This is a genomic window from Microbacterium sp. PI-SA-G (assembly GCF_057215335.1).
On the sequence record NZ_CM170103.1, the window covers coordinates 73,991 to 88,113 of the forward strand.

Annotated in this window: 10 protein-coding genes; 6 read left to right on the forward strand and 4 right to left on the reverse strand. The window is 62.5% G+C overall.

Annotated elements, in window-relative coordinates; genetic code table 11:
* Positions 1-905: 905 nt before the first annotated feature.
* From AC2D10_RS00475 to AC2D10_RS00485, 3 genes are read right to left on the reverse strand one after another with little or no spacing between them, the layout of a single operon-like run.
* Positions 906-1,598 carry a hypothetical protein gene (locus AC2D10_RS00475; RefSeq protein ID WP_484709824.1) on the reverse strand — a complete coding sequence of 231 codons (693 nt, stop codon included), beginning with the start codon at positions 1,596-1,598 and terminating at the stop codon, positions 906-908.
* Positions 1,513-2,853, reverse strand: a complete 1,341-nt coding sequence (locus AC2D10_RS00480; protein ID WP_484709825.1) for a hypothetical protein — start codon at positions 2,851-2,853, stop codon at positions 1,513-1,515. Before AC2D10_RS00480 ends, AC2D10_RS00475 begins: the two co-directional genes overlap by 86 nt.
* Positions 2,850-3,842: a tyrosine-type recombinase/integrase gene (locus AC2D10_RS00485; protein ID WP_484709826.1), complete on the reverse strand. Its 993-nt coding sequence runs from the start codon at positions 3,840-3,842 to the stop codon at positions 2,850-2,852. The genes AC2D10_RS00480 and AC2D10_RS00485 overlap by 4 nt, the downstream gene beginning before the upstream one ends.
* A 65-nt stretch (positions 3,843-3,907) precedes the next feature.
* Here AC2D10_RS00485 and AC2D10_RS00490 point away from each other — a divergent pair, with 65 nt between their 5' ends.
* From AC2D10_RS00490 to AC2D10_RS00515, 6 genes are all read left to right on the forward strand, one after another.
* A complete protein-coding gene (locus tag AC2D10_RS00490; protein ID WP_484709827.1) occupies positions 3,908-4,477 on the forward strand; it encodes a hypothetical protein in 570 nt (189 codons plus the stop codon).
* A gap of 156 nt (positions 4,478-4,633) precedes the next feature.
* Positions 4,634-5,431 carry a hypothetical protein gene (locus tag AC2D10_RS00495; protein WP_484709828.1) on the forward strand — a complete coding sequence of 266 codons (798 nt, stop codon included), beginning with the start codon at positions 4,634-4,636 and terminating at the stop codon, positions 5,429-5,431.
* Positions 5,424-6,530: an XRE family transcriptional regulator gene (locus tag AC2D10_RS00500; RefSeq protein WP_484709829.1), complete on the forward strand. Its 1,107-nt coding sequence runs from the start codon at positions 5,424-5,426 to the stop codon at positions 6,528-6,530. Before AC2D10_RS00495 ends, AC2D10_RS00500 begins: the two co-directional genes overlap by 8 nt.
* A gap of 110 nt (positions 6,531-6,640) precedes the next feature.
* Positions 6,641-8,251, forward strand: a complete 1,611-nt coding sequence (locus tag AC2D10_RS00505; RefSeq protein ID WP_484709830.1) for a hypothetical protein — start codon at positions 6,641-6,643, stop codon at positions 8,249-8,251.
* Positions 8,248-9,867: a UvrD-helicase domain-containing protein gene (locus AC2D10_RS00510; protein ID WP_484709831.1), complete on the forward strand. Its 1,620-nt coding sequence runs from the start codon at positions 8,248-8,250 to the stop codon at positions 9,865-9,867. The genes AC2D10_RS00505 and AC2D10_RS00510 overlap by 4 nt, the downstream gene beginning before the upstream one ends.
* A gap of 233 nt (positions 9,868-10,100) precedes the next feature.
* Entirely contained in the window at positions 10,101-12,395 is a 2,295-nt protein-coding gene (locus AC2D10_RS00515) for an nSTAND3 domain-containing NTPase (protein ID WP_484709832.1), read from the forward strand.
* 376 nt (positions 12,396-12,771) lie between these two features.
* On the opposite strand, the gene AC2D10_RS00520 is transcribed toward AC2D10_RS00515, so the two are convergent.
* A complete protein-coding gene (locus AC2D10_RS00520; protein ID WP_484709833.1) occupies positions 12,772-13,692 on the reverse strand; it encodes a toll/interleukin-1 receptor domain-containing protein in 921 nt (306 codons plus the stop codon).
* Positions 13,693-14,123 lie beyond the last annotated feature (431 nt).

Below are 14,123 nucleotides of genomic sequence, written 5' to 3' on the forward strand. Positions count from 1 at the left end.
AGAGCGACGCTAGCGTTCAGCGATGATCGAAATCCTCACCACCTCAGAAGCAGCCGCGGTCGCGCGGCGGCACCCAGTCACCGTCCGAAAAGCGCTCGAAGCGGGCGAACTCCACGGATGGCAACGCATACGCGCGGGCCGCTGCTCGATGGATGCCCGGTGCGTAGATGCTTGGGTGACGAACGCCCGATGTCCTCACGCCAGCTGAGGACGCGGGACGGTCGACCTCAACGCGTCGAGCAGGGTTCCGAAGTGCCCGGAGCGCCACTCCCGCGACACTGTTCCTTCTAGTCAGCGCCGGAACAGCAGATCGTCGTAAAGCACCTCGCTCTCCGCAAGGGCAAATGTCGGCGGTGCATCGACAACGCCGTACGTCGACTCTCTCCGCAAGGTGCCCAACCGTGCAGCGGTGAGTCCAGGAGCGATCGATCCGGCTTCAGCGCGGGTGATCCAGGTAGTCGCAAAGGCGAACGCGCGTCTCACATTCGTCTCACATGGCGGAGTACGCGAGTGTCTTTTAGTGACGCTCAGGGTCGACTGCGTTAGCGAATAAATGCCCGGTGAGCGAGTGAAATTGGGGCGAGAGTTCCTAAGAGTCTTTTCATGTCTATTGCGCTCGCCTCATCAAGGGGTCGCAGGTTCAAATCCTGTCAGCCCGACCAGAGGGCTGTTGGCAATACTGATTGCAGAACGGCTAGAGAAAAGGGAAGGGCACCTGCTTTGAGCAGGTGCCCTTCCCGTTTTCGTGTCTGCGGCGCTGCATTCCGGTTCAGATTGTTAAATCCGACCGATTCTGGGGCCGAGAAAACGAACGCGCCCGGTTTTCGGGCGCGTTCGATTGTCCTGGTGTAGCGGGGAGCGTGCCGGGCGTGCCGCCGGCGGGCGTCGTCGGTGAACGGAGCCGTTCAGGTGCGCATTGGTGTCAGCGCGAGCTGGTCCCGTTTGTCAGGCGGTGTGTTCGTCGGCGACGATGCTCGACCGCCTCGGGGGATGCTGAGGTCGCCGTTGCCTGTGGTCTTCGTGTAGCGGTTGGCCCAGACGCGGTCGCGGCGGCGGATGGTGTGGACACGTGGAGTCGTGCGCGCTCGTTCGATCTCTTGGTCGCTGAAGAACGCTGCAATCTTCCGGATGTTGTGGGCCACGATGAGGAGTGTGACTAAGATCTGTGCGGCGGCGATTCCGCGGACGCGGCGGCGACCGGCGGTTTCGATGTCTGCGTCGCCTGATGCCTTGAGCTGATGGTTTCCGGACTCGACGGTGTTGCGAGCGTGGTCGTGAAAGGTCTCCCATTCTTCGGTGCCGTAGTCGAAAGCCTGCTGTGGCGCCTGCATCTCAGTGAGGTCGAACGCGGCCGAGTGCTTCTTGCAGATGGTGTCGAGGAACTCTTCTTCCAGCGTCTCGGGCTCGATCTCGGGGCGGGCCTTCTTGGCCGCGCTGAGCATCATCTCGCGGAGAGGGCAGACGACGGTCGGACTGGGGCCGAGGGCCGGGCAGCGCAGCATCACCTTTCCGTCAGGCGTCTTCGCCTTGTCCTTGACGTGCAGCTGGAAGGCCTTCCGCTCTTCGATACGGGCTCGATGCGTTGCGACGTCGATCACGTCGCCGAGACGATCCGGTGTGGCGTTCAAGAGGGGCTTCGGCGTGCTCGGGCAGTACGCGTCGCCTTCGACGAACAAGGCGCCGTGCTGGCCACCCTTGACTCCGACGCGGTCGGATCGGTAGTCCGTGGACGGAGTGAACCCGGTCTTCAATGCCGGCTTCAGGAGTCGAAAGGGCTTGGCATTGGCCCAGTACTGCTTGTCCGCGTCGGCGACACCGGGGGCGAGGTCGAGCATCGCGGCCGGCTTCAAGGAGGTGCGCGGCTTCTTCGGCGACCTCCATGTTCGGGATGCTGAGCGACGCGGCGACCACGAGGCTCGGGAACCGCTTTGAGCTGGGCTGCTCGGCGTCGACGCGAACGGCCAGGTTCGCCACCCATCCCCAGTCGTAGTCCGCCGACTTTCCGCGTTCAGGTGCAGTCTGGTCGACCTCGCCCTTCTGGTTGTCGACGCGCTCAGCTTTACCGCTCTTGACGTGCCACCCGGCGAAGGCGTCCACGGGGCCAGGGGAGAGCTCGCCGAAGTTGGCGCTCCGCTCGGCCTTGACCTTGCTCGCGAGGTGCTTGCGGCTGTACCCCTTGGTTGTGGGTGTGCCGATGTAGGTCTGGTCGAAGGAGAGATCCAACTGCTTCGAGGCCCGACGCACATCTCGCGACTGGAGCATGAACGTCATGCGAATGAACAGTCGGGTGTACTCGTCCAGACGCGCCTTGTACTTCTCCGCGCGCTCCGCGTCGTGACTGCGAAGGATCTCCTGGATCTGAGTGTGGGTCTTGGCGGTGTATAGCTCCTGCGGGTACGGGTCCATCAACGCTTTCATCCGGTGGAACGCGCGAATCGTGTTCGTATACCAGCGCTTCGTCGAGGCGACATGGGTAGCGAAGCTCGTCGGCGTCTCGGGCAGGTCGAGGAGCACGCTGGACTTCGTCGATAGTCTGTGCTGCAGCACGTACGCGGCCCGCCTGATGTGCAGCGGCGCCCCCTCCTGGGCAAGAAGAAGAAGCGCGGTGAGCAGCGCGCGGTATGAGATCCTCGCGGGTCGGCCGCCCATTCCGTCGCGGTTGGCATCCTCGGCGGCCCAGCGGTCGAGCTGCTCGAGGATGCCGGACTGCCGCACGCGGGTTTCTGCCAAGGTCACAGTGGCGTCGTCGAACTGCTGAAGGTCGCGGCCGCGGCCGAGGACCTCACGCTTAGTGATACCGCACTCATCGTTGTCGTCGAAGGCACGGTAGTAGTCGATGTCGACGGAGGTCATCGGGTGACCGCCGCTCCGACGAGCTGCGCGTTGAAGTCAGCGACATTGAGAACGTTCGCGTGCTCGTAGTACCGAACGAGGGTCGAGTAGTGCTCGAAGCCCGCCACTTCACGGAGAACGGGCAGCGGTACGTGGTTGTTGATGTGGTGCAGCAGCCATGCCGCACGAAGCGCTGCCGGGGTAGGACGGACGGGCGCGGGATGGTCGGTGAGGAAAGACTGGATGATGCGGGGCGGGTACTCGGCGATCCACGGGCCACGGAACACCCGCGCACTGGCATCGTCACGGCCGTCGATGCTACGCAGCAGTACGCGAGCCCAGGCATGCCGCACGGGGACCCGTCGAGCCCTCTTGCCGATAACATCTACGAAGACGACATCACCGTCCCGGTGGATATCGCAGACACGGACCTCTACGATCTCGGCCGCAGTCAGCCCGGCACCGCCGGCCAACCCGAGGAGCGCCTGAGCGTTCTGTCGCTTCTTCACGGTGGTGAGCGAGTTCGCCCAGCTGTGCATCGACGCGATCTGCTTCGTCGTGAACGGCGAGCGGACCATCCCGTGTGGTGCTGCCATGGCAATGAGATCGGCGTCGGCGAGCTCGCGGCCGATCTTCACGAGCTGGCGAGACACGCCCCACCGGTGCCCCGCGGAGCGGTTCTTGTGAACCGTTGCGAGGAACCGGTCGATGTTGCTCTGGGTGTAGATGCGGGGGATGGTCAGCTCGGTACCGGTGCGTGCCCAGACCCACATGTGGAAGGAGGCGGACATCGTCATCAGGCGTCGGGTCACGTCGAACGAGTGCGGCAACATCAAGGCGGCGGTCTCGACGGTGAAAGACCGTGTGGCCGCCCAGGCGCCAGCCATCGTCGCGCTGTTCGGGCGGAACTTGACGATAATGGTCGCCGCCAGCTCGGGCAGCTGCGGGTTAGCGGCGAGCAGCTCTGCAGTCTCGGCGACGATGTCGCTGAGTCGGTGGTTTGGGTTCATGACCACCCTGTACGCGGCCAGTCGACAGAGTGCGCGTACGGCGTGTCGCACTACCCCCCTGGCTGGTGCTCTCCGGGCCGAACAACGACGGATCGCGCCACATCGGCATCCGCGTTCTCCCAGATGCCGCACGCCAACTCGAGAAGCGAGGCTACATCGTCGCGAACAAGATGTACGAGCGGTCCGTTGACCGGGGTCTGATGTCGAACATACGCATCGGCGACGTCTTCGATGTGCGGTTCGATGGCGACAAAGGCTGGTGGGCGTGGCGAGGCGGCGTCCGGCTTGGACGCCTGACTTGGTCGTTGAGCAACTTCGAGGCCAAGGAGTGGCGAGAGGCTATGCCCCGCATCGACGAGGGGACTTTGCAGGTCATTCGCGTCGTCGTCGACGCGGGCGGGATTGTGGTGAATGCTGGTGGGATCGTCCGGCCGCTCGGCGACGCGATCCCGCCGGTCAAGAAGGCGGTGCCCGATGCTCAGGAGTACGTGCCTACCCTGCGCGGTGTCATTGGTACTGGGGGCGATGTACGTGTCGCGAAGGAGAACGTCGACGGTTCTCCGCGAGCGGGGCGGCAACCTGCCCCGCTGCCACGATCACGAAGGAGCATCTGGGAGGGCCTGACCAGGCAGTGACCCAGTGGTCTACCTGTTGGCGCCCAGCGTGCCCACTCACAGAGTGAAAAGCCTGCTCACCCGAACTGTGTCCCATCCAGGCGGACTTGCAAGCATTCGACACGCCGAGAGTAAAAATACAAGCACCATCTACTGGGAGTCGTGTACCTTAATCCCATGACCGCAGAACACGAGGCCCTCTCCGAGCTCCAGATGTCCGGACTGCTCGATGTCTTGAAGTGGGGTGCGCCCGTAGCGTTCGCTGCGACGGACCAGCTCTTCGACGAGGACCAGGGCCACGATCAGGGCGTCGTCGGCTATCTCAACTTCAAGCACCTTCGAGACCTCCTCGACCGGGCCACCTCGAATGGTCGTTTCAGGCTGGCCGAGGGCCTCGAGAGCGTCGGCGAGGATTTCCTCAAGCGTGGCATCACACCCGAGGCCTTCGACTCGATGCCGAGCCTTCATGAGGACTTGGTCGGACGCCGGGACTACAAGCAGTCTCCCGGCTGGGCTATCCAGGGGTACCGCGTGCTGCTGCAGTCCTTCCCCTTCGGAAAGATTGACGAGATCAAGTGGGTGCAGCGTAGCGACGCGAAGAAGCGTGTCGCTGACCAACTATTCGTCCGCGACAACGCACTCTTCGACGATGAAGAGTTCGGCTTGGAGTCCATCCCAGGCATCCCAGACGATGATGACTTCGCTGGTGTGACGCTTATCGCAGCGCATGCCTTCCACCCCGCAACCAAACAGTTCGAGCTGTATATCGGACAGAGCAAGAACCCCGAGTACCCGGGAGACTCGTGCTGGCACTGGAAGGAACTGCTGCTCTCCGGCGGAGCTCCGACGGGCGGTACGGGTCTCCCGGTCACACATCAGATGCCGAGCGGTGGAGCCTCGACTGACGTCGACGACGTGCCGGTACGGATCAAGCGGACTGGTGCGGGCGAAGGGGCGGGCGCGGTGAATGGTTGAGGCGCGTCGACCGTCTCAGACGCTCGCCGCCGCGGCTTCGTTCTTCAACGGTGAGCGCCTCACTATGGCACGCCAGCTGAAGGGCCTGAAGAAGTCTCACCTGGCGAGCCGTATCGAGATGTCGCCGGCCTCGGTGACGGCATGGGAGAGCGGCGCCAAGCAACCTAACCGGGCCACGGTGGCGAAGCTCGCTTTAGCGCTGCAGGTGGAGCCCCAGTTCTTCGGGGGAGGAGCGCCGCCGAAGGCTAACAAGCCGCACTTCCGTTCGCTCCGCTCGACACCACAGATCGCACAGGACGAGGCTGAGGCCTATGGCCGGTTCGTGGCGGAGATCGCCGGGATGCTGGAGAACGCCGTCGAGTTCCCTGAGGCCCTCCTGCCCGACCTGCCCGTGGATCCCGACGAACGTTCGATGACTCCCGAGGGAGCCGCGCGCGAGGCCCGCCAGTTCTTTGGCGTCGGCCCGGGACCGGTGCAGCACGTTGTGCGGCTTGTCGAGCGTAGCGGTGTAGTTGTCGTTTTCAGCGAGCCGGGGGTGGCGGCCATCGATGCGTACTCCTTGCATTCGGCAACCCGGCCGATCATCGTTCTGAACCCGGTGAAGGACGACTACTACCGGCAACGCTTCGACGCCGCTCATGAACTCGGGCATCTGATCATGCACCACGACGCTGAACCGGGTGGCAAGGTCGCCGAGGAGCAGGCTAACCGTTTCGCTTCCGAGTTCCTGATGCCCGCCGAAGAGATCGCCCCTTTCCTGCCCATTTCAACTGCGGGTAAAGCGTGGGCAACGCTGGCCGAGCTAAAGGAGTACTGGGGCGTCAGCCTCGCCGCGCTCCTCTACCGCGCGCGTGCTCTTGGTGTCATGAGCGACGTCTCATACCGCAACGCGGTTATCCGCATGTCACAGAATGGTTGGCGTCGAGCGGAACCGGGACGAATCTCGTCGCTGGAGATGCCGTCGATATTGCCACGCGCCCGGGAAGTGCTGCATGAGGCTGGCGTAGACGAGGCCTCCTTCCTCGCCGGATCAGGCCTTCCAGTGGAGCTATACAAAATCGCGGCGAGCCGAGTGCCTGTTGTGGCGGCAGCATCATGAGGGTCGCGAGGGTCAGGATCGAGCGTTTCCGCGGCTTCGAGAGCGCAAGCGTTGTCCTTCCCGCTGATGCGGTTGTCGCTGGAGAGCCGCAGGCAGGACGAAGCGATTTCGTGGAGGCGCTTCGTCGTGTGCTCGATCCGCGCAGCACCCGAGTCCGCGTCAACCCTCTCGATATCTTCCGACCTGTCCGTGGCGACTCAAGCGAGCTATTGACCGAAGTTGAGGTCACACTTTTCGATCTGGGAGAGCATCTCGAGACCCTGTTCAGCGACAGCCTTGAAGCGTTTGACTCAGAGACCGTCGAGTCGGCCGGAATGGGGGGCGCGAGCCACGCAGTGCTTGGTGTTCGACTTTGCTACCGCATTCGCTACGACATCGATGCGGATAGTGGTGATCACTGGGTGGACTTCCCGGCGCGGAGCGACCCTGCAGCAAACTCTTTCAAACGCGTTAGTCGGGTGGAGCGAGAAGCTCTTCCGATCCAGTTCATCGATAGCGCGCCAGCGCTGCAACTTCGCGCAGAAGGCGCGCTACGAACCCTGCTCGCGGCGTCTGATTCGAGCGCGTTCGACGGTGTTCTCACGCAGCTCGATGAAGACGTACGTTCGGCGACAGGTGATTTCTCGAGCGCGCCGGTCGTAACCGAAGTGCTCGACAAGGTGTTGAACGCGGGCCCGAAGACGCTGTTCGGCGTCGACGACGCAGACAGTATCGACTTCGTCGCCGACGACGGATCGCTAGCGGCACTCCTTCGAGCTCTGCAACCAGCGCTGTCCCTCGGCGCGGCAGGATCCTTGCCCATCCGATCCCAGGGGTCCACTGTTCAGAGTGTTTTCTCGGTGGCCGAGGCGATTGCGGCCGCACGCGAGGCGGAGTCGGGCGTTGTGGTCATCGCCGATGACTTCGGCGACGGTCTGGACGCCTCATCCTCCGAGTACATGGCGGCTCTACTTCACTCCACCGCGGGCCAATCCATCCTTACTACCCGTCGTGCCGAGGTAGTCCGAGCGTTCAAGTCGGATGAGCTGATCCGCTTCGTGCATACCGAGAACGGTCGCGCTCAGTATCGGCTCTCGAGCACCACAGATAAAGCTTCCCGCGTCACGCGACGGCTGGTACTCGACCAGTTGCTCGCTGCGCTCAGCACGCGCACGGTCGCGCTCGTCGAGGGTCCCCTCGACGCCGAAGGGTACGGTGCGCTCTCCGCGCGACTGTTCAAGAAGACAGGCAAAGACAAGTACGGCCTCGCCGCCAACGGAATTCGACTGATTGCTCCACCTGGCTCTGATGGTGGCATTACGCGGTTGCCCGCCATGGCCAAGGTCGCGTTGGAGCTGGGGTTTCGAGTCCGCGCAATCGTCGACAACGACAAGCCCGGACAGGAAGACCCGGCGGTTGCCGAGTTAGCTGATCTCTGCGAGCAACTTGTGGTCCTTCCTACACGCACCGCAGTCGAGGCGGCACTCATCCGGGGTATTCCAGGCGAGAAGTTGCGCAAGATTGTTGTATCGCTCGCAGATCTCGGGATGCCGGCGTTGCCCCAGGAGGTCGAAGATGATGCAATCGCCGAACATCTCCTCAGCAAGAAGATCTTGAAGAAGCATGGACTTGGGCCTGCTTGGGTCGAGGCACTGACAACCCCACCACCGACCGCACGCGCCGTCATCGAGGCGCTTTGCGCTGGTGACCCAGGACGGATCGACGTCCTCCCGCCATCATGACCTGGGAAGCACAGAACTCCGAGCAGGCGAAGATCGTCGCGACGGAGAAGGAGTTGACGGTCGTGCTCGGCGGCGCCGGGGTCGGCAAGACCACGAGCGCACTGGCAGCTGCTGCTGCACATCTTGAGCGCGTTCGGGACTCTAAGCCCCACGAGAAGGTGCTGTTCCTTTCGTTCTCGCGGGCCTCCGTGGCACGGATCTCTTCGCGAGCGAGCGCGGTGGTGGGGAGGCATGCGGGCCGTATCGATGTGATGACGTTCCACTCGCTCGCCTTCTCCGTAGTACGACGATTCGGGAGCCTGGTTGGCCACGGCGACGCTGTGCTGGTGAGCCCGGCGCGAGAGAAGCTCGGACTCGCGCCGAGTGAGATCGGATACGCGCGGTTGATCCCACTAGCGCTGGAGATCGCGCGAGCATCGCCAGCGGTCGCGGGGCATCTTCGGTCGCAGTGGGGTCTTGTAATCGTGGATGAGTTCCAAGACACCGACGATGCGCAACAGGAGTTTCTCGGGCTGATCACCCCGACCAATCGCGTGATCCTACTCGGAGACCCGAATCAATGCATCTACACGTTCCGTGCTGCTGAGGGGGTCCGTGTTGACAGGATCGATGACGCGTGTGTTGCTGCCGGAAAGGAAAACACGGTCATACTTCCCGAAACGTCCTTTCGGGATCCGTCGGGGGTCATCCCGGCCGTGGCGCATGCCGTTCGAAAACGTGCCTTTGGGGCGCCGGCACTCGCTTCCGCCCTCGAAGGCGGTCGCCTAGTTGTGCGGTCCGGCATCAGCCTTAGCGATGAAGCGTCCACTGTGGCGCAACTCGTGTCTGAGCTGAGCGCGGAGGGGCTCGGTGTTGCTGTATTCACCCATCACAACGACATGCTCGCTTCTCTGTCGGACGCTCTCGAGGCGGAGGGGATAGAACACGAGATTGCTGGATTGAGTGATGCACTGGCGGCCGCCCTGGATGCGCAAGCGACAATGATGCGGTTCCGGTTTGGCGATGCGACCTGGGACAGTGTCATCGAGTCTATTGCGGTGTTTCTGACCAGCGCGCAGCGTGGAGCGCAAGTGCCAGAGCTTGCGGTACATGTGTTGAATGGCACCGGTCCGCAGACGCTCCGTCAGCGCCTGGACGCGTTGCGGGACCGGCTCCTCAAAGCTCCCTCCGTTCACGTCGTAGTGCACGAGGCGCGCTTAGCGCATGATGCCCTTGGACTCCCTCAAAAGTCTGGTGCTTGGCAGCAAGCAGGAGTGCTTCTCGCGGTGATGAATGCTCGGGCAGCGCGAACTGGTCGAGATCTGAGCGACACACAAGTTGTTGCCTCGATATGCGTCGAGGCGCGTGAGGCAAGCTACGCGGCACTCACCGACTCAGCGTTGAACCCGCGGGAAGTTCAGCTGATGAATCTGTACCAGACGAAGGGACGAGAGGCGGATGCGACCATCGTGGTGCTTCGTGAGGGCGATTTCATGGGCAAGGAAACAGAGCCATTCCCGAACACTAGCCGACTGCTCTACGTCGTCTTCTCTCGAGCCCGCGAGCGGATCATCGTGTTGCTCGTCGGAAGCAGATGGCATGCCGCCGTCGCACCGCTAGCGCGGCTAGCGGTATAGCGGGGCCGGTCTCAGTTTTCTCAAGCGACGACACTCGTATCACCCACAGCGCGGAAGGCGTCCTGACGATGGTGCAGTCCGGCTCAAGGCCGAGGAGTTCTGTGGCAGTTGTACCTCCGCCGCGGAGCTCGTCTTGTTAGTTCCCCTGTTTACGTACATAGAACTGCCGAAACGCGTGTCTTGGAGCCGACGACGCTTCGTCTACTCGCTCCGCTCTGCTTAGATTGGCCTCGATGTCCGGACCCGACTACGAACTCCACAAGCTGGGCTGGCGAGCCTTCCAAGATCTCTGTGCCGTCGTGCTCCAGGAGACGTTGGGGCAAACCTTTACGGCGTTCGCTGACACCAATGACGTCGGTCAGGACGGTGCTTTCCACGGCGTTTGGACGTCGCCGGGAGACGATCCCGTGCCTGAGCTGAAGCAGTTCGTCTCGCCTGCACTTCGAGTCGTCGTGCAGTGCAAGTTCAGCGTGGATTCATCGGGCACATTGTCGCCGTCGGATCTTCGAGATGAACTCGATAAGGTCGCGGAGCTACATGAGCGGGGGCTCTGCGACGGCTACATTGTGCTCACCAACCTGCGAATCACTGGCCAAACTAAAGCCTGGCTCGACGAGGAGGTACGGCGACGCGGGCCCAAGGTGGTGGCGATACTACCCGGCCCCTGGATCTGCACGCAGATCGAGAAGAACTGGAACCTGCGCCGCTACGTCCCGCGTGTTTATGGGCTTGGCGATCTCACGAGCATCCTCGATGAACGCAGAATGCGTCAGGCTCGCGCGCTCCTGACCAGCCTGACCCGAGAGCTAGAGACGTTTGTCCCCACAGGCGCATACCGAGACGCAAGTGATGCTCTGACCGACCATGGGTTTGTGTTGCTCCTCGGTGAACCCGCCAGCGGGAAGTCAACAATCGCAGCAATGCTCTGCATGACCGCGCTCGATAATTGGCAGTGCGACGTGATGCGAGTCGACGGCCCCGACGACCTCCTCGCGCACTGGAACCCTGACGACCCGCGACAGATGTTCTGGGTCGATGACGCCTTCGGCAGCATTCGACACGAACCGCATTTGACGGACGCCTGGGTGCGCCGTATGCCTGAGGTGATGGCGGCCGTCGGCCACGGTGCGAGGGTGCTGATGACCAGTCGCGACTACATTTACCGCGACGCCCGCCCGCGGATGAAGGAGTACTCCTTCCCTCGCTTGAAGGAACAGCAGGTTGTGATCGACATCACGCAACTGAGCGGCTCCGAGAAAGAGCAGATGCTCTATAACCACTTGAAGGCCGGCGATCAGCCCGCCGCCGTGCTGAATGAGTGGCGTCCGCACCTGCGCGCCGTGGCGGCGGCAAGGCGATTCCAGCCAGAAGTAGCGCGTCGCCTCTCGCTTCAGGGCTTCGCGCCGATGCCGGGTCTGCGGGGCGAGGACGCTCTCGTGTCCTACTTCGAGCATCCGAACGAGTTCCTGGTCGACGTTCTCGACGGCGTCGAGCCTGCACAACGCGCGGCACTCGCCGCGATATACCTCTCAGGTGGAGAACTCCTCGCGCCGTTCGCACCAGACGAGCGGCTAACTGCTGCTGTGACAGCACTTGGAGCCACTGTGGCGGAAACTGCCCGCGCCTTCGCGGCCATCGACGGTACCTTTCTGTCCCAGAGCACACGGATTGACGGAAACACGGTCTGGCGATTCCATCACCCCACAATCAGAGAAGGCTTCGCTGCCTCCGTTGCTCGCGACATCTCCACGCTCTCTGTGCATCTGGAAGGTATGACGGTCGATGAACTCGTGTCTCAGCTCGACTGCGGTGGGCCGGACCAGCGGGGGACACTCGTTCGAGTACCGCCTGCGATGTATTCACTGATCGCCTCGCGCGTAACGCCTCCAGAGCGGCATGAATGGTCGACGGGACGGAGGGCATGGTTCCTCCGCACACGCTGTTCCGATGAGTTCCTGCGAATCTGGGCGGAAGCCCACCATGCCGCTTTACCCCGCATGGCGGACTTCGGGATGATGATCGAGGCGATGTGGCAGCCCGCCGTCCTCGGCCGGCTTAACGAAGCGGCCGCCCTGCCTGAAACTGTGCGGCGGTCGGCGGTCGAGCGCATCGTCCAATACGGCATTGACGAACTCGATCCCGGTTGGGCAGACGCGTCAGTCATGGGCCTCTTCTCGGCAGAGGAACGAGTCGACCTTCTCAAACGTCTGGAGGAGGAGGTGCTGCCTGAACTGGAACAGCGCATTGATGACCAAGTGAGCTCGATCATCAGCGATATGACGAAAGAGGAGCTCTACCAAGCTCCGCGCGATTACGTGGCCGCCATCCGCGGTGCATTCACCCAACGCTCAGAGGTCCTTGAACGGTGCGATCAAGTAGAAGACCATATCAATGACCGGGCCTTCGACGAGGATGAAGATGGCGAGTCGCCAGCCGAGGGCTCAAGGCTTGCGGCCCCGGCCAGTCCAGTTTCGACCGAGAGCATCGGTCCGCGGGATCCATTCGAAGACGTCGCTGCAGGCCATTGAATGTCGCAGACAACGAGCTCCTTCAGTCGCGACTCCACTGGCGGCGATTCCGGCGTAGCTGGGGTCGCGGCCAGCGATTGAGGCGGCATAGAACAGGCGAGGCAAGGACGAGTTAACCCAGGTGCGGGGCATCCGCTCCAGCCTTTGCTTCGTCTCGACGCGCTCGATACCTCCCTTCCGACATTGCGGGCCGCGTCGTCGGATAGTTGGCACGAGATCCTGCGGCCATAGGCCGGGCACTACGTCCCACGCCCCCGATTGGCAAGCAGATCACTGCGTTGTATGGAGGTTACGAGCGCAGAATTCCAGCTCCAGTGCCAGCTGTCCAGCCACCCGGTTGGGACTCAGATGTTGTGGAAGAGGTGATGCCTCATCTCTAAGGCTCTACGCTGTTGGGCCGCTGCGGTGGCCACGCTTGCCCATGGGATCGGTAGTACGGCTGCAGCTCTCTACGCACCAGCCCCGCACCGCCGACTTGGTCGTTGCTGTGATAGATCTCAGCGAGTTCTGACCACTGATCAACGTTCAGCGTGTCAACGGTCGCGATGCGCTTCGCTGTCGCGCCGGCGTCCAGGTAGTTGTCCGCCGCTCGAAGGGCAGAGAGCAACCCAGCGACGATCTGATCCGAGAATTCCGGCATTCGACTGATCCATTCGAGAATCCGAGCGGCGACGTCTACGTGCCGCTCCTCAGCGGCCTGCGGCCATTGAGTTCGTCCAATAAATCCTGCCGGGTCCGCCGGGTATCGGATTACGTAACGAGGGACACCACGACCCAGCGCCCAACCTACCTCTTGCTGGCACCAAGCGCTCGTCAGAAACTCGGGATGGGTGATCGCGACGAAAGCCTGCATGGTGCGAAGCCCATGTTCGATCTGGTCCTGCCAGGGCTCTTCGTATTCCATGGTGTCGTGCGCGACGAAAGCGTGGATGCCCGACACAGCCAGCTCACTCGCCACCCGGCCGATGAACTGCTTATGCATGGCAGAGTGCGACAAGAAGACGCGCACATATCCCGGCTTCCAGAGCGAGGAATCAGCCGTCTCGAGTTCTGCGCGAACGTCGTCGTCATCGGCACCCGTTATTAGGGAGTACATCTCGACGAGGTCTGCATCGGTGATCGTCTGGATGCTGTCCCCGAAGGTGAACTCGCCGTTGCTGTCGAATCGGTCCAGAACCGTGAAGCCAAACTCCGAGAGCAGCAGGTTCGTTCGCTCGAATGTCCAGGAGCGGTCATCTTGCTGAATCCCAATCATCCGACTTTTGAGATTGAATCGTTCGCGTCTACTCAGGGCCATGGCCCGATCCTATTGCAGCTCCTGGCGGGTGCTGGAGGGAGTCTGACGCCTAGTGACGGCTGGTTGGTGACCCCGTGAGGGACGCTGAGAAAACCGCACGGCGAGCGCTGCTGTACCTGAAGGGTGTAGGCAAGGGCTAGCTGATTCGAGCTCGCCCTGCATCCTCATGTCGAACTCGAAGGCTCCGCCACATCGACTTATGCGGCATACTCGTGTCATGAGTTCAGCCTGTGTCCTGGGGACAGCGAACCCGACGCAGGCCACGCGCTATCAACTCTGGGCGGACTCTGCGGGATACTGTTGCAACCCGATATGCCAGAACCCTCTGTTCGTCGACGTGGGAATGGCGCTAACCACTCACTTCGGTGAGATAGCGCATATCATCGCCGCAAGTCCAGGAGGCCCCCGCGGGATGCGACGGTTCCGGTTCC

Coding starts and splice junctions, on each gene's coding strand:
- AC2D10_RS00480 (WP_484709825.1), bottom strand. CDS start 2,853: ATGACCTCCGTCGACATCGACTACTACCGTGCCTTCGACGACAACGAT.
- AC2D10_RS00485 (WP_484709826.1), bottom strand. CDS start 3,842: ATGAACCCAAACCACCGACTCAGCGACATCGTCGCCGAGACTGCAGAG.
- AC2D10_RS00495 (WP_484709828.1), top strand. CDS start 4,634: ATGACCGCAGAACACGAGGCCCTCTCCGAGCTCCAGATGTCCGGACTG.
- AC2D10_RS00500 (WP_484709829.1), top strand. CDS start 5,424: ATGGTTGAGGCGCGTCGACCGTCTCAGACGCTCGCCGCCGCGGCTTCG.
- AC2D10_RS00510 (WP_484709831.1), top strand. CDS start 8,248: ATGACCTGGGAAGCACAGAACTCCGAGCAGGCGAAGATCGTCGCGACG.
- AC2D10_RS00515 (WP_484709832.1), top strand. CDS start 10,101: ATGTCCGGACCCGACTACGAACTCCACAAGCTGGGCTGGCGAGCCTTC.
- AC2D10_RS00520 (WP_484709833.1), bottom strand. CDS start 13,692: ATGGCCCTGAGTAGACGCGAACGATTCAATCTCAAAAGTCGGATGATT.